The 18,355-nt window shown below is 65.4% G+C and carries 18 protein-coding genes; 6 read left to right on the top strand and 12 right to left on the bottom strand.

Features of this window, described 5'->3' with window-relative positions; translation table 11 throughout:
• Nucleotides 1-774 precede the first annotated feature (774 nt).
• Nucleotides 775-1,572 carry a LysR family transcriptional regulator gene (locus tag GRI47_RS02910; RefSeq protein WP_160659872.1) on the bottom strand — a complete coding sequence of 266 codons (798 nt, stop codon included), beginning with the start codon at nucleotides 1,570-1,572 and terminating at the stop codon, nucleotides 775-777.
• Between the two features lie 106 nt (nucleotides 1,573-1,678).
• Between GRI47_RS02910 and GRI47_RS02905 the strand changes: the two genes are divergently transcribed.
• Complete coding sequence (locus tag GRI47_RS02905; protein WP_237452601.1) at nucleotides 1,679-3,919, top strand: RNA degradosome polyphosphate kinase; 2,241 nt, start codon at nucleotides 1,679-1,681, stop codon at nucleotides 3,917-3,919.
• On the top strand, nucleotides 3,916-5,457 hold the full coding sequence (locus GRI47_RS02900) for a Ppx/GppA family phosphatase (protein ID WP_337190626.1): 1,542 nt from the start codon (nucleotides 3,916-3,918) through the stop codon (nucleotides 5,455-5,457). Before GRI47_RS02905 ends, GRI47_RS02900 begins: the two co-directional genes overlap by 4 nt.
• A 23-nt stretch (nucleotides 5,458-5,480) precedes the next feature.
• Here the strand turns inward: GRI47_RS02900 and apaG are convergent, their stop codons facing one another.
• A complete protein-coding gene (apaG, locus tag GRI47_RS02895; RefSeq protein ID WP_160659871.1) occupies nucleotides 5,481-5,879 on the bottom strand; it encodes a Co2+/Mg2+ efflux protein ApaG in 399 nt (132 codons plus the stop codon).
• An 80-nt stretch (nucleotides 5,880-5,959) separates the two neighbouring features.
• On the opposite strand from apaG, the gene GRI47_RS02890 reads away from it, so the two are divergent.
• Together GRI47_RS02890 and GRI47_RS02885 are read left to right on the top strand one after the other, a co-directional pair.
• Entirely contained in the window at nucleotides 5,960-6,277 is a 318-nt protein-coding gene (locus tag GRI47_RS02890; RefSeq protein ID WP_160659870.1) for an excalibur calcium-binding domain-containing protein, read from the top strand.
• 138 nt (nucleotides 6,278-6,415) lie between these two features.
• Nucleotides 6,416-6,835 carry a DUF6628 family protein gene (locus GRI47_RS02885; protein ID WP_160659869.1) on the top strand — a complete coding sequence of 140 codons (420 nt, stop codon included), beginning with the start codon at nucleotides 6,416-6,418 and terminating at the stop codon, nucleotides 6,833-6,835.
• A 7-nt stretch (nucleotides 6,836-6,842) separates the two neighbouring features.
• Here GRI47_RS02885 and GRI47_RS02880 read toward each other — a convergent pair whose 3' ends face one another.
• Both GRI47_RS02880 and GRI47_RS02875 read right to left on the bottom strand, forming a co-directional pair.
• Entirely contained in the window at nucleotides 6,843-8,048 is a 1,206-nt protein-coding gene (locus tag GRI47_RS02880; protein WP_160659868.1) for a trans-sulfuration enzyme family protein, read from the bottom strand.
• Nucleotides 8,049-8,164: 116 nt separating this feature from the next.
• The gene (locus GRI47_RS02875) at nucleotides 8,165-8,371 is read right to left on the bottom strand and encodes a hypothetical protein (protein ID WP_160659867.1); all 207 of its coding nucleotides are present in this window, start codon (nucleotides 8,369-8,371) and stop codon (nucleotides 8,165-8,167) included.
• A gap of 250 nt (nucleotides 8,372-8,621) precedes the next feature.
• Here GRI47_RS02875 and GRI47_RS02870 point away from each other — a divergent pair, with 250 nt between their 5' ends.
• Entirely contained in the window at nucleotides 8,622-9,923 is a 1,302-nt protein-coding gene (locus GRI47_RS02870; RefSeq protein WP_160659866.1) for a phospholipid carrier-dependent glycosyltransferase, read from the top strand.
• A gap of 4 nt (nucleotides 9,924-9,927) precedes the next feature.
• Here GRI47_RS02870 and GRI47_RS02865 read toward each other — a convergent pair whose 3' ends face one another.
• The 7 genes from GRI47_RS02865 to gorA form a co-directional block, all read right to left on the bottom strand.
• Nucleotides 9,928-11,067 (bottom strand): glycosyltransferase, encoded by a 1,140-nt coding sequence (locus GRI47_RS02865; protein WP_237452600.1) that lies wholly within the window; start codon nucleotides 11,065-11,067, stop codon nucleotides 9,928-9,930.
• 31 nt (nucleotides 11,068-11,098) lie between these two features.
• Nucleotides 11,099-12,166 carry a 3-isopropylmalate dehydrogenase gene (gene leuB, locus GRI47_RS02860; protein ID WP_160659864.1) on the bottom strand — a complete coding sequence of 356 codons (1,068 nt, stop codon included), beginning with the start codon at nucleotides 12,164-12,166 and terminating at the stop codon, nucleotides 11,099-11,101.
• Between the two features lie 175 nt (nucleotides 12,167-12,341).
• The gene (recO, locus tag GRI47_RS02855; protein ID WP_160659863.1) at nucleotides 12,342-12,953 is read right to left on the bottom strand and encodes a DNA repair protein RecO; all 612 of its coding nucleotides are present in this window, start codon (nucleotides 12,951-12,953) and stop codon (nucleotides 12,342-12,344) included.
• A gap of 25 nt (nucleotides 12,954-12,978) precedes the next feature.
• Entirely contained in the window at nucleotides 12,979-13,212 is a 234-nt protein-coding gene (locus tag GRI47_RS02850) for a hypothetical protein (protein WP_160659862.1), read from the bottom strand.
• A 74-nt stretch (nucleotides 13,213-13,286) separates the two neighbouring features.
• Nucleotides 13,287-13,547, bottom strand: coding sequence for an accessory factor UbiK family protein (locus GRI47_RS02845; protein WP_160659861.1), 261 nt, complete (start codon nucleotides 13,545-13,547; stop codon nucleotides 13,287-13,289).
• 43 nt (nucleotides 13,548-13,590) lie between these two features.
• The gene (locus GRI47_RS02840; protein ID WP_160659860.1) at nucleotides 13,591-14,145 is read right to left on the bottom strand and encodes a TspO/MBR family protein; all 555 of its coding nucleotides are present in this window, start codon (nucleotides 14,143-14,145) and stop codon (nucleotides 13,591-13,593) included.
• A gap of 84 nt (nucleotides 14,146-14,229) precedes the next feature.
• A complete protein-coding gene (gene gorA / locus GRI47_RS02835) occupies nucleotides 14,230-15,597 on the bottom strand; it encodes a glutathione-disulfide reductase (RefSeq protein ID WP_160659859.1) in 1,368 nt (455 codons plus the stop codon).
• 166 nt (nucleotides 15,598-15,763) lie between these two features.
• On the opposite strand from gorA, the gene GRI47_RS02830 reads away from it, so the two are divergent.
• Entirely contained in the window at nucleotides 15,764-16,873 is a 1,110-nt protein-coding gene (locus GRI47_RS02830; protein WP_160659858.1) for a mechanosensitive ion channel family protein, read from the top strand.
• Nucleotides 16,874-16,876: 3 nt separating this feature from the next.
• Here GRI47_RS02830 and GRI47_RS02825 read toward each other — a convergent pair whose 3' ends face one another.
• Nucleotides 16,877-18,289: a DEAD/DEAH box helicase gene (locus GRI47_RS02825; RefSeq protein WP_160659857.1), complete on the bottom strand. Its 1,413-nt coding sequence runs from the start codon at nucleotides 18,287-18,289 to the stop codon at nucleotides 16,877-16,879.
• Nucleotides 18,290-18,355 lie beyond the last annotated feature (66 nt).

Raw genomic sequence — 18,355 nt, 5'->3', positions numbered from 1 at the left:
GCCCGGGGCGCCCCTTCCGGGCGGGAGTCGAACGACGGCGCGAAGCGCCAAAACCGGCTCCCATACCCATCGCGGGCTGGTGACAACTAGCGGACGGGGTCGGATTGTATCGGGTTCGTGCCCTTCACCGTCACCCCGGACTTGATCCGGGGTCCAGCGAACCAAGACCATCCGCCGAACGGACGATCTGCGCACGAGCCTGAAACGCTCCACCCCCGGCCCACACGGCCACCGGGTTACTCTGACGGCTGCCCCGAGCCCCTCCCCGTCGTCACCCGGCAAAACCGGGATCGCGTCGAGGTCTGGAACCCAATAGAAAAGAGCCACGCCGCACCTGGCGACTGGCCCCCGGGACATGACCGGCAATGTTCAGCTCTATCTGACCGGCGTTGGACGAGTCCCACACCGGATGGAGGCGCGCTTAGCGGGGGATGAGGGTTGGGTCAAGGGTAACGCATACGAGAGCTCGGGCGCCAAGAGCGAGCGTTGAGGTTTTTTGTTTTCCGCACGCCATCCGGCGCGCGATGTCCTCGTGCCTAGCGGCGCTGCGGGCGGCCGGTCGGCCTTGCGGTCGGCTGGTCGCCGACCGGACCATTCCCGGCCTATAGGCTTGGTGGCGGAGCTCGGGCCGTAGGCCCGCAAGCGCACGGCGCGCCCCGCAGGTGCCCCGGAGCGAAGCGGAGGGAACAGCACCAAGGACGAACCGGCGGAGGCCGGTTCGAAAAACAAAAAACTCCCGCCCAAACCCAAGCCAAGCCTCTCAGGCCAGACTACTCAACCACTCAAAAACTCAACCAGGCTCTTCACCTTGCGCGTCCGCCATTGCGGCGTGGGGGCGACCAGCCAATAGGCCCTGCGGCCCGGTTCCGGCCCGGCGAGCGCTTCCAGGCGGCCATCCTCGACCGCGTCCTTCACCAGCAATTCGGGCAGCATCGTCCGGCCCAGCCCGGCCAGCGCGCTCGACAGGGCCTGTCCGGCGTTCGAAACGGTGATCGCGGCGCTCTCGCCTTCGGGGAGCGCGACACCCCAATCGATCCAGCGTTCCGGCGCGCCGCCATGCGCCTCGGCGCGCGCCACGGTCATCCGCGCGGCAGGCGCCAGTTCCACGCCCTCGAGATCGCCCGGCCCGTCCACCAGCCGGATCGCGCAATCGAGATTGGCTTCGGTGAAGTCGGCGTGCTCGTCCGCCACGAAGGTGAAGCGCGTTTCCGGCTTGTCGGCACCGAATTCCGCCAATCGCGGCGCGAGCCACTGGGCGTAGAATTCGCGCGGCACGGCGATGGTGTAGCTGTCGCTCGCCTGTCCGGCCTGCATCGCGCTGACGCTTTCCTCGAACTTCAGGAATCCTTCGCGCAAGGGGTCGAGCCCGGCGGCACCTTCCGCGGTCAGCTCCAGCCCCTTGCTGGTGCGGCGGAACAGGACCGTGCCGAGGTGATCCTCCAGCGCCCTGATCTGCTGGCCGACGGCGGCGGGCGTCACCGCCAGCTCGTCCGCCGCGCGGGTGAAGGAGAGGTGCCGGGCAGCGGCGTCATATACGCGCAGGGCGTTCAGGGGCAGATGGGTGCGCTTCATGGTTCCTCGCGAATAGGCAGAGCGACGCCCCGGTGCAATATCCGGCATTTGACAGAGACGACGCACTGCCACATTTCCGTAGCACCCGGCCCCTAGCGCCGAGCAGATGGACGACACACCAATGAACGCCCCCGACCCTGTCGATAGCTCCGACACCGCGTCGGCGACTCCCGTGACGCTGGAAGAGGCGGCAGAGCGCTACACCAATCGCGAGCTTTCCTGGCTGAGCTTCAACCGGCGCGTGCTCGCGGAATCGGAGAACGAGGCCTATCCGCTGCTCGAACGCCTGCGCTTCCTGTCGATATCGGCCAGCAATCTCGACGAATTCACCATGGTGCGCATCGCCGGCCTCGAAGGGCAGATGACGCGCGGGATCGACACCCACGCGATCGACGGGCGCACCCCCCGCCAGCAGTTGACCGCCATCCGCGATCAGGTGCTGACACTCGAGGAACGCCAGCAGCGCAGCCTCCAGACCCTGCGCGCGTTACTGGCCGCGGAAGGGATATTGATCGCCGAGACCGACCAGCTCGATGACGAGCAGATGGCATGGGCGGAAGGCTATTTCACCACCGATATCCTGCCGCTGATCACGCCGCAGGCGATCGACCCGAGCCACCCCTTCCCCTTCGTGCAGACGATGGGCCTCGGCCTGATCTTCCGGTTGAAGCGCGGCAAGCGCAAGGCCGATCTGATGGAGATGGTGCTGATCCCCAGCGGCGCGCCGCGCTTCGTGCGCGTTCCGGGCGACAAGGCGGTCTATATCGCCATCGAGAAGCTGGTGACGCGCTTTGCCGGCCTGCTCTTCCCCGGCTTCAAGATTTTGGGCGACGGGGTTTTCCGCGTTCTCAGGGACAGCGATATCGAGGTGGAGGAAGAGGCAGAAGATCTCGTCCGCTATTTCCGCACCGCGATCCAGCGCCGCCGCCGGGGCCGTGCGGTCCTGCTCGAACTGGACGAGGAGTGCGACGAAAAGGCCGAGGCGCTGCTGCGCGAACAGTTCGATGTCGATGCCGCGATGATCGTGAAGACCGACGGGATGCTGGGCTTGAGGAACCTCGACGCGATCTGCGACGAACCGCGCCCCGATCTCAAATTCCCGCCCTTCAGCCCCCGCTATCCCGAACGCATCCTAGAACATGACGGCGATTGCTTCTCCGCCATTCGCGAAAAAGATCTGGTGATCCATCACCCCTTCGAAAGCTTCGACGTGGTGGTCGATTTCCTGGCCCAGGCGGCGAACGATCCCAATGTCGTTTCGATAAAGCAGACGCTCTATCGCGCAGGCGACCAGTCGCCGGTGATCGCCGCGCTGGTCGAGGCCGCGCAGAACGGCAAGGCGGTGACCGCGGTCGTCGAATTGAAGGCCCGCTTCGACGAAGAGCGCAATATCCGCTGGGCAAGCGAACTGGAACGCGCGGGCGTGCAGGTGATCTATGGCTTCACCGAATTGAAGACCCACGCCAAGGTCAGCCTCGTCGTCCGCCGCGAGGAAGACGGCTACCGGACCTACTGTCATTTCGGCACGGGCAATTATCACCCCGTCAATGCCAAGATTTACACCGATCTCAGCTACTTCACCGCCGATCCTGCCCTCGGGCGCGATGCGGCGCGGCTGTTCAATTTCGTCACTGGCTATATCGAACCCGAACGGCTCGAGGCGCTTGCGATCTCGCCCGGCGGCATTCGCGAAAAACTGTACGACCTGATCGATGCTGAAATCGAAGCCGCGCGTGCTGGCAGACCATCAGGCATCTGGGTTAAACTCAACGCGATCACCAATCGCGGCATGATCGACAAGCTTTACGAAGCGAGCGCGGCGGGCGTCGAAATCCGCATGGTGGTGCGCGGCATCTGCTCCTTGAAGGCGGGCGTTCCCGGCCTCTCGGAGAATATCCATGTCAAATCGATCATCGGTCGCTTTCTCGAACATGGCCGCATCTGGGCCTTTGCGAATGGCAAGGCCCTGCCAAGCCGCCAGGCCAAGGTCTATATCACCAGCGCCGATGCGATGAGCCGCAATCTCGACCGGCGGGTCGAGGTCATGGTTCCGATCATCAACAAGACCGTGCACGATCAGGTCCTTGGCCAGGTCATGCTGGCCAATATCCTCGATATCGACCAGAGCTGGGAACTGCATCCCGACGGTCAGTACGAGCGGATGCAACCTGTGAGCGGGGACGACGAGGATGCAGAAAGCTTCAACTGCCATCGGTATTTCATGAGCAATCCCTCCCTTTCCGGGCGCGGCCAGGCCCTTGAGGCCGATGCGGTCCCGCGCCTGCGGCTGAGCGGGTGTATGGGCAACCCGACGGACTTGCCTGCGGACGGGGAGGCTCGCTCGTGACGCAAACGCCCGCGACCCGGCGCGAGAAGCGCATCGTCTATCTGCCGCGCGCGGTCATCGATATCGGCTCCAACACGGTGCGCATGGTGATCTACGAAGGCTCCCCCCGCGCGCCCCGCACGGTCTGGAACGAGAAAGTGGCCGCCCGCCTCGGCCGCGACCTGTCCGAGACCGGATTGATCCCGAAGGAAGCGAGCGATGAAGCGCTCGGCGCGCTGGCCCGCTATGCGCGCATCCTCGACGATCTGGGCGTCACCGACGTGCAGACCGTGGCCACAGCGGCCGCGCGCGAGGCTGCGAACGGTGCCGAATTTCTCGCCGCCGTCGCCGAACTCGGCCTCGAACCGCGCCTTCTGACAGGCGAGGAAGAGGCGCGCATTTCGGCGACCGGCGCGATCGGCGCGTTTCCCGGTGCGCGCGGCGTGGTCGCGGACCTTGGCGGGGGCAGTCTCGAACTGGTGTCGATCGTGGACGGAGAATGCCATCAGGCGTCGAGCCTGCCGCTCGGCACGCTGCGGCTTCCCGCGCTCGATCGCAGCGACAAGAAACGGTTCAACACACGCGTGCGCGCGCAACTCGACAAGGTCGGCTGGGCGGCGGCGCATCCGGGCCCGCTCTACATGGTCGGCGGGACATGGCGCGCCTTTGCCGCCTATGCGATGATGCGGCGCGATTACCCCTTGAGCGATCCGCACGGCTTCCGGCTCGACGTCGAAGAGGCCGATATGCTGGCGCAGCGCCTGATTGCCGCCGATCCCGCAAAGCTGGCCGAGTGCCCCGGCATCAGCCAGATGCGCGCCGAATACCTCCCCGATGCCGTCGCCCTGCTGCGCCCGCTGCTCAAGGCGCTGGAGCCGGACGAGCTGGTCTTTTCCAGCTGGGGCATTCGCGAAGGCCTGCTGTTCGACCGGCTCGATCCGGTCCAGCGCGCCAAGGATCCCCTGATTGCCGGGGTGAGCGAATTCGCCACCATGCTCGGCGCGGCGATTACCGATGCGGCCCTGGTCGCGGGGTGGAGTGTCGAGCTGGCAGGCAATGGCGGCATAACCGGCCATGCGAACGCGCAGGACGAGCGCCTGCGCCTGGTCGCCGCGCAATTGTCCGACGCGCTCCAGCGGGTGGAGCCCAATCTGCGGCTCTCGCACGCCAGCGCGTGGGCGCTCGACAAGAGATGGATCGATTGCCTGCCCGCCGAACGAGCCCAGATCTGCGCGGCCCTCTATGCCAGTCTCGGGCGGACCGACTATCCCGAACGCCTGCTGGCGCTGGCCGATCGCGACGCCTTGCGCGATTCGGTCACCTGGGGATTGGGCTTCCGGCTCGCTCGCAAGCTCGGCGGGGGCTCACGCCCGGCGCTGTCGGCTTCGCGCCTCCATTGCAAGAAGCGCAAGCTGGTGCTGCGCCTCGACCCCTCGTGGGCGGAACTGGCGCATTATCCGGTCACGCGGGAGCTGGAAATTCTCGCAGGCTGGCTGGGCGTGGAAGCGAAGCTGAAGATCGCGCCGACCGATAGCGAGATCGACGAATCCGACGCCTGATTGCGGCTTCTCGGTGCTTCGTTTCAGTGGGTCGTTGCGGGCGCGGCGAGCGGGAAGAACGGGATGCGGACCTCCATCGGCGATCCGTCCGCGCGGCGGAAGCTGTAGAACCCCTCCATCGACCCATGCGGCGTTTCGAGCGGGCATCCCGAAACGTAATCATGCGACTGGCCGGGCGAGAGCGTGGGCTGTTCGCCGACCACCCCTTCGCCATCGACGATGCTGATCCGTCCCTCGGCATCGGTGATCCGCCAGTGCCGCCGTTCAAGCGTGACGGTCTCCTCCGATCCGTTCTCGATGCGGATGTGATAGACCCAGAACCACTTGCCGATCTCGGGCCGCGATTGTTCGGGCATGTAATTGACCGACACGCGAACCGTGATGTCGTGCGTGATCGCGGCATGGGGAAACAGGAATTTCATCGTCCTTCAGAATAGGCATAGACGCGCGCGGAGCAAGGGCGGGCAGGGAATTGGCAAGAAATGCGCCTTAAGCTCACCGGATGCGGAAGACATTCCTCACTCTGCTGGCCCTTGTCGGAGTAGCAACGAACGTGTCCTTTACCGGGTCGGCCGCCGCCCATCCCGGCGGGCTGAACGGCGAAGGGTGCCACAACAACCGCAAGACGGGCGACTATCACTGCCACCGCAGCGGACGCGCCGCGCAGCCGGTTTCAGCCGCGCAATCGATCGACGGGCGCGTATACTACGCCAATTGCGCTGCCGTGCGAGCCGCCGGGAAAGCGCCGTTGCGACGCGGCGATCCCGGCTATCGCGCCGGGTTGGACCGCGACGATGACGGGATAGCCTGCGAAATCTGATACCGGGACCCGGCGGTACCGGTCGCAGGCATGGGCTCTGATCCATCTGCTTGGGGAGAGAGGCTATCTCCTTCCATTCAGCTGTTGCGAATGATTTGCATTTGCATATTATAATAGCGAACCATGATGGAGGATTCGATGCCCAACGCCGCACCCGCCCCCGCACCCGGTCGTCCCGACACCGCTCTGGTCCTCCCGCTCCCTTCCGATCGCGGCAGGCGCATCGCGCTGATCCTGATCCGCCGCATGGTGGGTTGCGGTTTGCGGGATGCCTCGGCCGCCTTGCTGGCGCTCGATACGTTCGGCCCGAGTTTCCAGCGTCCGCTTACGCTCGCCCGCAGTCTGGTCGTGGACCTTGCGGGCAGTTCGCGCCGCACCATCCGCCTCGCACCGTGCTGCGCGCCAGGCATGACGCGCGACGAAGGGCTGATCGTGGCGATGATCGATGGCGAAGGCCTCGCCGCCCATGCCGCGCTGACGGACGATGCGCCCTGCAATCGCGCCTGGTCGACCGCCGCCGCCCTGGGCGCGGCGCTCGACGATTGCTGCCCGGCCTGATCCTTACCTAGAGACCCGCTTTATCGAGCGCGCGGTCGAGATCCTCGATCAGGTCGGCGACGTCTTCCAATCCGACATTGATGCGCAGCAATCCCTCGCTCACGCCCATCTCGGCGCGCGCTTCGGCGGTCATCCCGGCATGGGTGGTGCTGGCTGGGTGGCACATCAGGCTGCGCGAATCGCCGATATTGTTGGACAGGTCGATCAGCTCCAGCGCATCGAGCACGGCGAAGGCGGTTTCGCGGCTGCCGACATCGAAGGCGAAGACCGGTCCGGTCGCTGTCATCTGCCGCTTTGCGAGCTCGTGCCGCGGATGGCTGGTCAGCCCCGGATGGCGCATCTCCAGTCGCCGCCCCGCGATCGCCTCGCCCAGCGCGACCGCGTTTGCGCTCTGCCTCTCGGCGCGAAGGCTCAGCGTTTCGAGACCTTTCAAGACCACCCAGGCGTTGAAGGGCGAGATATTGGGCCCGGTGTTGCGCTGGAACGGCAACAGAACCTCGTCGATCCATTCCTGCGATCCGCACACCGCGCCCGCCAGCACGCGCCCCTGCCCGTCCATCAGCTTGGTCGCGGAATAGGCGACCACATCCGCCCCGAAATCCATCGGTTTTTGCAACGCGCTCGTCGCGAAGGCGTTGTCGACCACCGTGACGATGCCGCGGCTCTTCGCCAGTCCGCACACGAAATCCATATCGACGACGTCGAGCGTCGGATTGGCCGGCGTTTCGAAGAAGAACACCTTGGTGTTGGGGCGGATCGCCTGTTCCCAGGCATCATTGTCGGCGCTGTCCACCACGCTCGTTTCGATCCCGAAGCGCGGTAGCAGGCTGTCGAGCAACCAGCGGCACGATCCGAACGCGGCTCGCGCGCCGACCACGTGGTCGCCGGCCGATAGCTGGCAGAGCAGCGCGGTCGACATCGCCGCCATGCCGCTGGCCTGCGCGCGGCAGGCCTCGGCCCCTTCGAGCAGAGCGATGCGCTCTTCCAGCATCGCCACGGTCGGGTTCTGGAGGCGCGAATAGGTCATCCCCTCCGCTTCGCCCGCGAAGCGATCGGCTACGGTCTGGGCATCGTCATAGGTGTAGCCCGAGGTGAGGAACAGCGCCTCGCTGGTCTCGCCATGCTCCGATCGCCAGGTGCCGCCACGCACCGCCTGGGTGGCGGGGCGCCATGTCTGGGTGATCGCGCGGTCGGTTCCGGTGGTCTTCTTCATGGCCACGGGGCTTAGGCAAGCATGGCGCGCGCCGCAATCGCCCCGAGGCGCTTCGGACAACGAAAAAGGGCGGAAGGTCACCCTTCCGCCCCCAGTTTCTGCGATTCCTACAGCCCTCAGGGGCTGACGGCGTCGTCATCGTCATCATCAGCGATAAGGACGACGGCAGCGATGACGGCTGCTGCGCCGAGAGCGGCAATCAGAAGGCTGCCACCAACCAGTTCCGATTCGCTTTCGACCGGCGCAGCGGAACGATCGGCTGCGGCCAGCGGCGCTGCAACCATGGCGAACGCGGCGGTGCCGAGGGCGATTGCACGTTTCATGAAAAATCCTCCAAATTCGTACGCGAGTGGGCGAACGCGACCTTATTTGATCCAAACCTGCCCGAAGGTCCGAAACTTCCGTAAGGGTCTATCATGACAGGATTGCTGCAACGCAGCAGTTTCCGGTCGACGGCCTCCCCTTCGCGCCGGGGTGTGACTGCATTACAACAGGATGCGCCAGCCAAACCGCGTTGCTCGAGTCCGCGCCGGGAAACTTGTCAAGCGCCCGGCTCAGCCGTACCGCGCACACATGAAATCCGCGCGCACGGCATCGCAGGACCCGATCGGCTGGTGCGCGCTGTTTGCGACCGCGTTCCTGGCGCTGTGTTGCGTGCGCTTGACGATCCCCAGCATCGCCTATTTCGACGAGGTCCATTACGTCCCGGCGCTGCGCGAATGGATCGCGCTCGATCATTTCACCAATCGCGAACACCCCCCGCTCGCCAAGCAATTGCTGGCGCTGAGCGTGCTCGTATTCGGCGACAATCCGCTGGGCTGGCGTGCCCTGCCGGTCCTCGCGGGCGCGCTGGCGCTGTTCGCCGCGATGCGGGCACTGTGGTTCGCCACGCTGAGCCGTTTCGCGACGCTCGGTTACGGCGTGCTGCTCGTGACCGGATTCCACCTGTTCGTGAACGCGCGCATCGCGATGCTCGACATCTTCTATCTCGCCTTCCTCGCGCTCGCCTTCTGGCAGGGAGCGGCGGCGATGCGCGAGCCAGAGACCGGGCGTCGCAGATTGGCGATCACGGGGGTCGCGCTCGGCCTCGCCATGGCGGCGAAATGGAACGCGCTGGTGCTCGCTCCGGTGCCCGGCCTCGTCTTCCTCGGATTGCGCTGGGCGGCGGGGCGGCGGCGCCTGTTCCTCAGCCGCAGGGGATTGCCGGTTCCGGGCATCACCCTGGTCGAGGCCGCCCTGTGGCTCGGGATCGTGCCGCTCGTGGTCTATGCCGCGACCTACCTGCCCGCCTATCTCTTCGCCGATGGCGCGATCGGCAGCGCGGGCGCGCCGCGCGACATCATCGATCTTCACCGAACCATGCTGACGATGCAGGAAAATGTGGTGAAGCCCCACCCCTATCAATCGGTGTGGTGGCAGTGGGTGCTGAACCTGCGCGCGATCTGGTATCTCTACGAGCCGGTCGACGGGGCCTATCGCGGCATCCTGCTGATCGGGAACCCCTTGACCATGCTCCTGGGCCTGCCCGCGCTCGGCTGGTGCCTGTGGCGCGGCGTGGTGGGGCGGAGAGCAGGAAGGCGCGATCCGGTCGCGCTGTCGGTCGCGCTGCTTTATCTTCTGACGCTCGGCTTCTGGATCGTGGCGGCAAAGCCCATCCAGTTCTATTATCACTACATGCTGCCGAGCATGTTTCTGCTCGCCGCGCTCGCCTTGGCGCTCGACGCGTTATGGACAAGCGGGAAGCGCTGGCTGGCGCTGGCGCCGCTCGCGATCAGCGCGGCCCTGTTCGCTTGGTTCTACCCGATCCTGTCCGCCGCCCCGCTCGAGGGGAAGATGGCGTTTCTCGACTATGTCTGGCTGAAGGGCTGGCAGTAAAGCGTCAGAACCGGCCCCAGACGAAGCGGCTGGACAGGGCATAATTCCACACCGACCCGATCCCGATCCCGACCAGTGCGGCCAGGACCTCGTGAAGGCCGCGATCGTGCAGCGTCGTCGCCACCGCGACATTGGCGAAGGCGCCGATCGAACAGGCGGCGATGAAGCTGACCCAGCCCCAGAAAACCGCCTTCGATTCGGTCAGGCGCCGGTCGCGATAGGTGAGGAAATTGTTCAGCCAGAAATTGAACGTCATCGCCCCGAAAGTCGCCACCGCCTGGCCGATGCTGAATTGCGTGCCCGCAGCGAGGAACAGGTAGAGCAGCGCCATGTGGACGACCACGCCGATCAGGCCCACCGTGCCGAACAGGGCGAAGCGCGTGGGAATGACGCGCCCGAAGCTCTTGTCGTAAAGCCCGGCGAGGAAGTCGAAGGCGATGGCGCGGTCCAATTTGCTTTCGCCGGAGCGGCGGGCGGAGAAATTCATCGGGAAATCCTTGACGCGCAGGGGTTTCTCGCTGGTGGCGAGCAGGTCGAGCAAGATCTTGAAGCCGATCGCCGACAGTTTCGGCGCGAGTTCGCGGGCGGTTGCCGTCGGCAGCAGGAAATAGCCGCTCATCGGGTCGGACAGGTCGACGCCGGTCAGTTTGCGCGCGAGCGTGTTGGCCATGCCCGACAGCTTTTCGCGATCCGGGCGATTCCATTCGGCCATGCTGGCGCCATCGGCAAAGCGGCTGGCCACGGCGACGTCCGCCTCGCCCGCCTTGACCGAAGCCAGCATCGGCACGAGCAGTTTGGGATCGTGCTGGTGATCGGCGTCCATCACCGCGGCATAAGGCGCGGCGGTGGCGCAGAAGCCTTCGATCGCCGCGCTCGACAGGCCGCGCCTGCCGATCCGCTCGATCACGCGGATGCGCGGGTCCGATAATGCGAGGCGGCGCGCCTCGTCGGACGTGCCATCGGCGGAATTGTCGTCCACCACCAGAACCTCCCACCCCACCGGGCCGAGCGCATCTGCGATCCGGTCCATCAGGGGGGCGAGATTGTCGCGCTCGTTGAAGGTCGGCAGCACGATCGCAAGTTCCAGCGGCGCCGCCATATGGGGTGTCAAAAGAGCATCCTCGGGGAGGGTCGAAAGCGTCATGTCCATGCCATGTCGGCGTAGGGACAAATTCTCAAGATATGGTTTCCAACGCTTTAAGAACGGCCTCGGCGATCGTTTCGGTCGAGGCACTGCCGCCGAGATCCGCGCCGTGCACGCCATCGGCAAGAACCTGCGCCACCGCGCGCTCCACCCGGCCCGCATCCGCCTCGCGCCCCAGCGAGTGGCGCAGCAGCATGGCGAGGCTGAGGATCGCGGCGAGCGGGTTGGCCTTGCCCTGCCCGGCAATGTCCGGCGCGCTGCCATGGATCGGCTCGTAGAGGCCGAACGTGCCGTATTCGGTTTTGCGCTCGCCGAGCGAGGCGCTGGGCAAGAGGCCGATCGAGCCGACACAGGCGCTCGCCTGATCGGACAGGATATCGCCGAACAGGTTTCCGGTCAGGATCACGTCGAACTGGCCGGGGCTCTTGACCAGCTGCATCGCGGCATTGTCGACATACATGTGGTCGAGTTCGACATCGGGATAGTCGGCCGCGACCGCAATCACGGTTTCGCGCCAGATGCGGCTGGTTTCGAGGACGTTGGCCTTGTCGACGCTGGTCAGGCGCTTGCGGCGCGATTGCGCGGCGCGAAAGCCGGCATGGGCGATGCGACGCACCTCGGCCTCGTTATAGGCCATCGAATCCCACCCCTCGCGCCCGCCATCGCTGTCGCGCTCGCCCTTGGCGCCGAAATAGACGTCGCCATTGAGTTCGCGGACCACGAGAAGGTCGATCCCGCGCGCGAGCTGCGGCTTCAGGGGCGACAGGTCCTCGAGCCCCGGCCAGCCCGCCGCCGGGCGCAGATTGGCGAACAGGCCGAGTTCGGACCGCAGGCCCAAAATCGCCTGTTCGGGCCGGTGTTCGCGCGGCAGATCGTCACAGGCCGGATCGCCGACCGCACCGAACAGGACCGCATCGGCGGCGCGCGCCATGTCGATCGTCTCCTGCGGCAAGGGATGGCCGTGGCGCTTATAGGCGATCCCGCCGACATCGCCTTCGAACAGCACGAGACCGGGCAGCGCCAGCGCGTCAAGCACCCGCAGCGCCGCGCGCGTCACTTCCGGTCCGATCCCGTCACCGGGTAGAACTGCGATCTTCATTCCGTCCTCCATACTCCGATCCCGACCACCGACTCGACCTTCCCGAACCCTCGTCATTGCGAGCCGCGAAGCGGCGCGGCAATCCAGGGTCATCCGGTCACCAGTCGCCGCACCCTGGATCGCGTCGTCGCCTGCGGCTCCTCGCGATGACGATCGTTTGGGGTCAGGACGGAAGCTACACCATCCTCGCCAGCCGATCCCGCAACTGTCTGCGCGCGGCCATAACATCGGCGCGCATGTCGGCAATCAGATAGGTCGCGATCGGGCGCTCCAGCCGGTCGAGAATTTCCAGGGCCTGGCCTAGATCGGCTATCTCGGGGCGATGCCCGCCTCCGCTGCGCGCCCCGTACCCCAGCTCGCGCAGCAACAGCGTCTCGTAGCCGATCAGCGCCTCCACCCAGCCGCGCGCTGAAGGGGCATGGCAGATTGCATCGAGCAAGGCGCCGAGCGCGGCGTGGAGCGCGGGATAGGGATTGCGTTCGGGGAGGGTCGCGGCGGTCACGGCGCAGGCCCAGGCGATGGCAGCGGACGGCAGCGGCTCGCTGAGCCAGGGGCCGCGGCTGGTGGCGAGTTCGAGGCGTGCGAAGGGCAATTGGCTGTCCGATTTCGCCCTGATCTCGGCCGAGACGACATTGCCGGGGATCACGACCGGGCGCAGCTGACGCCCTCGCCCGCCCGCGACATAGGCCGCGACCACGCCCGCCTCATGCGTGAACAGCCGCGCGATCACCGCGGTTTCCCCATGCGCGCGCGCGGCGACGACAATCGCAGGCGAGGTCAGCTGCATGAGCGCGCCATACCTCGCAGCGCTATCAGGCCGTTGCTTCCTTCGATGCCTTCACCGCCATGCCCTGCGGCCGTTTCATCGACCAGTTCGCCTGCATTCGAACCTCCGGGTTGGGCGCGCACCAGATTTCGCCCGTGGCGTCGATCGCGGTCACCCAGAGCAAATTGTGTTCCTGCCCGTAATCGATGACGGCAAGGGCGTAGCCGTCGCCGCGTCCCAGAACATGGAGGGGAATGGGGGGATCGAGTTGCGTGAACATCGGCGTCACCTTTCGTTCGGGCGACGTCTCGGCTGATGGGATGTTCCCCAACCATCATATGTTGGAAAGATCGCTTATCGCGCTTCCGGCGATGTGCCCTTGGCTTCCAGCGCAGCGACCCGCGCGGCGAGATCATCGGCTTGTTCGCGGGCCTTGGCGGCCATCGCCTTAACCGCGTCGAATTCCTCGCGGGTGACGAAATCCATGCCCCCGAACACCTCGCGCGCACGTTCGCGCGCGGTTTCGCGCGCCTCGCGGGTCATTCCGGCAAAGGTTCCGGCCGCCGAATTGGCGAGTTTGACGAAATCGGCGATCAACGGGTTCTGGCTCTGCATGATGTCTATCTAGGCGCGGCGGGACGCGGCTTCAATCACCCGTTTAGCCGCCGATCCGAACCCGCTCCACCGGCGCGTCTGGGAGGCCGCCATCGAGATCGGGATTGAGCTGAAGAAACTGCCAATTCAACACGAACGCGAACAGGACCCAGGCGAGATAGGGCAGCAGCAAAACGCCCGCCAAAGTCCTGATCTTCCAGAACAGGACGATGGTGGCGATCAAGGTCACAATGACGAGACCGAGCACGATCAGCGCGCCCGTTATCTCCTGCATCCCGAAAAAGACCGGCGTCCAGGCAAGGTTAAACGCGAAATGGACCGCGAAGACGATCAGCGCCACTGTCCGCCCGCGCGCGCCCCAGGCGGCGCAGATTAGCGCAAGCGCGAAGCCGACCATCACATAGAGGATCGACCACACGATCCCGAACGTGGCCGGAGGCGGATAGATCGCGGGCTTGTCGAGCGTCTGGAACCACAGGGAATCCGGCCCGCCAGCCTGACCGGCGAGGAAACCCAGCAAAACGATCAAGGGCACGGTGAACAGCGCCCAGCGAATGAAACTGGCGCGCAACTGGCCGCGCGAGGCAAGCATGGTCATTACGGTTCTCGTCCCCCGATACCGATTCGCGACACCTCCCGCTTGTGGCGGGTCGCGAACCGCTTGCCAATCACAGAGCGCGGATCAGCGCATCAGCACCATTTCTTCCGCCATGGTCGGGTGGATCGCCACGGTGGCGTCGAAATCCGCCTTGGTCAGCCCGGCCTTCACCGCGATGGCCGCCGCCTGCATCATCTCGGGCGCATCGGGCGCGATCATGTGGATACCCACGATCTTGCCGTTCTCCCCGTCGCAGATCATCTTGATGAGGCTGCGTTCGTTGCGGCCCGCCAGCACGTTCTTCATCGGGCGGAAATCGCTGAGATAGACCTTCACGCTGCCCAGCTTATTCTTCGCCTCGCCCTCGGTCATGCCGACCGCCGCGATCGGCGGATGGCTGAACACGGCGCTCGGAATGCAACCATGGTCCACCGCCACCGGATCGCCCTTGCCGAAGAGGGTGTCGGCAAAGGCCTGGCCTTCGCGAATGGCGACGGGCGTCAACTGCACGCGATCGGTCACGTCGCCCACGGCATAGATGTGATCGATATTGGTCTTGCTGAAGCGGTCGACCTTGACCTCGCCCTTATCGCCCAGCTCGACCCCGGCATTCTCCAGCCCAAGCCCTTCCGTGTTGGGCAGGCGCCCCACCGCGAACATGACGAGATCGGCCCGCTCCTCCTCGCAATCGGACAATTTGACGAAATAGCCGCCCTCGTCACAGGGTTTGATATATTCGAAGGTCGTGTTGAAGCGGAACTTGATCCCCTTCATCGTACTGATCTGAAGCAGGCGATCGCGCACCGCCTCGTCGTAATGGCGCAGCAGGCGATCGCCGCGATTGACGATATGCACGTCGCAGCCGAACTCGTTGAAAATCCCCGCGAATTCATTGGCGATATAGCCACCGCCCGCGATGATGATCTTCTTGGGCAATTCGTCGAGATGAAACGCCTCGTTCGAACTGATCGCGTGGTCCGCGCCTTGGCATTCGGGCATGTGCGGCCGCGCACCGGTGGCGATCAGGATGTGCCTGGCGGTCACGGTCTTGCCGCTAGCCAGAGTGATCTCGTGCGGGCCGGTGATCTCGGCCCGTTCCTTGAAGATCGTGACATCGTGGTTTTCGAGCGTTTCGGTGTAAGCGCCCTCCAGCCGGTCGACATCGGCAAGGACATTGTCGCGCAGGACCTTCCAGTCGAATTTGCGCTCGCCAATCTCCCAGCCGAATTTCTGGCAGTCCTCGAGGTCCTCGGCGAAATGGGCGCCATAGACGAGCATTTTCTTCGGCACGCAGCCGCGGATCACGCAGGTGCCGCCGACCCGATGCTCTTCGGCCAGCGCCACCTTGGCGCCGTGCGCGGCGGATACGCGGCTTGCGCGCACGCCGCCCGATCCCCCGCCGATGGTGAAGAGATCGTAATCGTATTCGGTCGTATCGCTGTTCGCGGCCATCGGGTGCTCCTGGTGCGGGGGAGCGCGCGATATGGAGGTCGCGACCGCGATTGCCAAGCTCGACGGGGTATGCGGTGCTCGGGAACCCGCCGCGCGCCCCGCCCATTGGTCATGCGTCCTTGGGAGGGGATGCTGCACCGATCCGAAGCTTCGAACGGAAGACAGCATGAAAGACCCGATTTCCGACCGCGTGGTCCAAACTGCCGGACTGCTGCCCTATCCCTGGGATCTCGTCGTCTACGGCGCGATCGCAATCCTCGCCGCGCTGGCGCTCCACGCAGCGGCCTTCTTCGTGTTGCGCCGCCTGGCCCGCGGTTCGCATAGCGAATCGGACGATGTGCTGGTCCGGCGTCTTGCCCGCCCCACCCGCTACGCATTGGTGGCTCTGGCGCTCGTGATGACCGCACGCGAGATCCCGGCTTTCGACACCGTATGGCAGAAGGTGGCAGGATTCGTGATGCCTGCCCTGGTCGGCTGGATTGCGATCGCCATCCTTCATGCGCTGGTCGATGCGATGAAGATGCGCGCGGATGTCAGCGTGGCGGACAATCTCGCCGCGCGCCGCCGCCGCACCAAGCTGACCATGTTCAACCGGATCGCCACGTTCATCATCGTGTTCGTGACCGTGGGCCTGGTGCTGCTGTCGATCCCCGGCGTGCGCGACATCGGAGTTACGCTTGTCGCTTCGGCGGGTTTGGCGGGCCTGGCCGTGGGTGCCGCCGCGCAGCCGGCGCTCAAGAGCCTGATCGCGGGCGTGCAAATGGCGATGACGGAACCGATCAATATCGACGACGTGGTCATCATAGAGGGCGAATGGGGCTGGATCGAGGATATCCGCACCACCTATGTCGTGGTCAAGATCTGGGACGAGCGGCGGCTGATCGTGCCGACTTCGCAATTTCTCGAAAGCGCGTTCCAGAACTGGACCAAGAAGACCGCGCAGCTGCTTGGGACCGTATTCCTCTATCTCGACCCGTCCACCCGGATCGGCCCGATCCGTAGCGAGTTCGAAAGACAGGTGCGGGCAAATCCACGCTGGGACGGCCGCGTGCAGGTGACTCAGGTGACCGAGACGACCCGCGACGCGATCGAGGTGCGGCTGTTGATGAGCGCCAAGGATTCGCCCACCCTGTTCGACCTCAGATGCGATATCCGCGAAGGGATGCTGGAATGGCTGGCCGATAACCAGCCAGAAGCCTTCGCCAAGCTGCGGCTGGTTTCACCGGAGCCGGATGGACGGGACGCCTCCGGCCTGCTGGCCGATGCGTCCCGCTGATCCCTAGCCGCGCGGCGCCCCACCCCCGCCGCCACCGCTCCGGCGACGCCGGTTGCGATTGCGATTGCCGCCGCCCTGGCCGCCAGAACCTTGGCCGCCCGAACCCTGGCCGGAACCCTGGCCAGCCCCCTGCGGGCGACCCTTGCGGGCCCCATGCTTGGGGTTCGGTTTGCGCTTGGCCGCATCGCCAGAGGGCGTAACCTTGGGGCGGGCCATGCGCTGCTGCTTGGGCGGCGGCTTGGTCGGACCGACCCCTTCGACCACGGCACGGAAATTGTCCGGCAAGGGAAGGCGCTCGAACTCGGCGTCCGTCGTCTTGCGGATGTCCTTGAGATAGCTGCGTTCGTCCTCGGCGCAGAAGGCGATCGCAATGCCGTCCGCCCCGGCGCGCGCGGTGCGGCCGATGCGGTGGACATATTGTTCGGGCACGTTGGGCAGCTCGTAATTGATGACGTGGCTGACGCCCGGAATGTCGATCCCGCGCGCGGCCACGTCGGTCGCGATCAGCACGGGCGTCTTGGCGCGCTTGAACTCGTCGAGCGCGCGTTCGCGCTGCGGCTGGCTCTTATTGCCGTGGATCGCGTTGGCCTGGATGCCGGTCTGCGCCAGCTTCTTCACCACCCGGTCGCAACCATGCTTGGTACGGGCGAAGATCAGCACGCGCTCGATCTTGCCGGGGACCTGATGGCGGCCCGACAGGATCAGTTCGAGCAGGCTCTGCTTCTCGTCCTGCTGGACCATGAAGAGATACTGCTCGATCCGCTCGGCGGTCGTGCTTTCGGGCGTCACGCTGACCTGGACGGGATCGTGGCAATAGGCGCCGACCAGTTCCTTGATCTGCTTCGGCATCGTCGCGCTGAAGAACAGCGTCTGGCGCTCCTTCGGCGCGAGCTGGTGAATCTTGCGCAGCGCGTGGATGAAGCCGAGATCGAGCATCTGGTCCGCCTCGTCCAGCACCAGTACTTCGACGCCGTTCAGATTGAACGCCTTCTGGTCGATCAGGTCGAGCAGGCGGCCCGGCGTCGCGACGAGAATGTCGGTCCCGCGATGCAGCTTGTTGCGGTCCTTGTTGACCGAAGTGCCGCCGACGATCGAATGCACTTTGAGACCGGCAAGCGCGCCGTAATCCTTGGCGCTCTGGGCGATCTGCCCGGCCAGTTCGCGCGTCGGGGCGAGCACCAGCATACGGCAGGATTTGAATGGGGTCTGCTTGTCCGCTTCGCGCAGGCGATCGATGCTGGGCAGCATGAAGGCCGCGGTCTTGCCCGTGCCGGTCTGTGCGATGCCGAGCAGGTCGCGGCCCGACAGAACGGGCGGGATCGCCTGCGCCTGAATCGGCGTCGGCGTCGTATAGCCCTTGAGGTCAAGGGCCTGGAGGACGGGCTGCGAAAGCCCGAGATCGGAAAACTGTGTCATGAAAACTCGCATGAAATGCGGCGCGCGCGCCGAACGGGCGCGCGGTCGCGGGGTTTGAAAACCACC

This window comes from Qipengyuania pelagi (assembly GCF_009827295.1).
Lineage (GTDB): Bacteria > Pseudomonadota > Alphaproteobacteria > Sphingomonadales > Sphingomonadaceae > Qipengyuania > Qipengyuania pelagi.
Note: the sequence above shows the minus strand (reverse complement) of the source record. Positions and strands in the feature narration are given on the sequence as shown.

Bases quoted from the DNA above. Each gene is read 5' to 3' on its own strand.
- GRI47_RS02840 (WP_160659860.1), bottom strand. From the start codon at position 14,145: ATGACCATGCTTGCCTCGCGCGGCCAGTTGCGCGCCAGTTTCATTCGC.
- GRI47_RS02830 (WP_160659858.1), top strand. From the start codon at position 15,764: ATGAAAGACCCGATTTCCGACCGCGTGGTCCAAACTGCCGGACTGCTG.
- leuB (WP_160659864.1), bottom strand. From the start codon at position 12,166: ATGAAGATCGCAGTTCTACCCGGTGACGGGATCGGACCGGAAGTGACG.
- GRI47_RS02875 (WP_160659867.1), bottom strand. From the start codon at position 8,371: ATGAAACGTGCAATCGCCCTCGGCACCGCCGCGTTCGCCATGGTTGCA.
- GRI47_RS02910 (WP_160659872.1), bottom strand. From the start codon at position 1,572: ATGAAGCGCACCCATCTGCCCCTGAACGCCCTGCGCGTATATGACGCC.
- GRI47_RS02825 (WP_160659857.1), bottom strand. From the start codon at position 18,289: ATGACACAGTTTTCCGATCTCGGGCTTTCGCAGCCCGTCCTCCAGGCC.
- recO (WP_160659863.1), bottom strand. From the start codon at position 12,953: ATGCAGCTGACCTCGCCTGCGATTGTCGTCGCCGCGCGCGCGCATGGG.
- apaG (WP_160659871.1), bottom strand. From the start codon at position 5,879: ATGAAATTCCTGTTTCCCCATGCCGCGATCACGCACGACATCACGGTT.
- GRI47_RS02865 (WP_237452600.1), bottom strand. From the start codon at position 11,067: ATGACGCTTTCGACCCTCCCCGAGGATGCTCTTTTGACACCCCATATG.
- GRI47_RS02885 (WP_160659869.1), top strand. From the start codon at position 6,416: ATGCCCAACGCCGCACCCGCCCCCGCACCCGGTCGTCCCGACACCGCT.
- GRI47_RS02890 (WP_160659870.1), top strand. From the start codon at position 5,960: ATGCGGAAGACATTCCTCACTCTGCTGGCCCTTGTCGGAGTAGCAACG.
- GRI47_RS02845 (WP_160659861.1), bottom strand. From the start codon at position 13,547: ATGCAGAGCCAGAACCCGTTGATCGCCGATTTCGTCAAACTCGCCAAT.
- GRI47_RS02905 (WP_237452601.1), top strand. From the start codon at position 1,679: ATGGACGACACACCAATGAACGCCCCCGACCCTGTCGATAGCTCCGAC.
- GRI47_RS02850 (WP_160659862.1), bottom strand. From the start codon at position 13,212: ATGTTCACGCAACTCGATCCCCCCATTCCCCTCCATGTTCTGGGACGC.
- gorA (WP_160659859.1), bottom strand. From the start codon at position 15,597: ATGGCCGCGAACAGCGATACGACCGAATACGATTACGATCTCTTCACC.
- GRI47_RS02880 (WP_160659868.1), bottom strand. From the start codon at position 8,048: ATGAAGAAGACCACCGGAACCGACCGCGCGATCACCCAGACATGGCGC.
- GRI47_RS02870 (WP_160659866.1), top strand. From the start codon at position 8,622: ATGAAATCCGCGCGCACGGCATCGCAGGACCCGATCGGCTGGTGCGCG.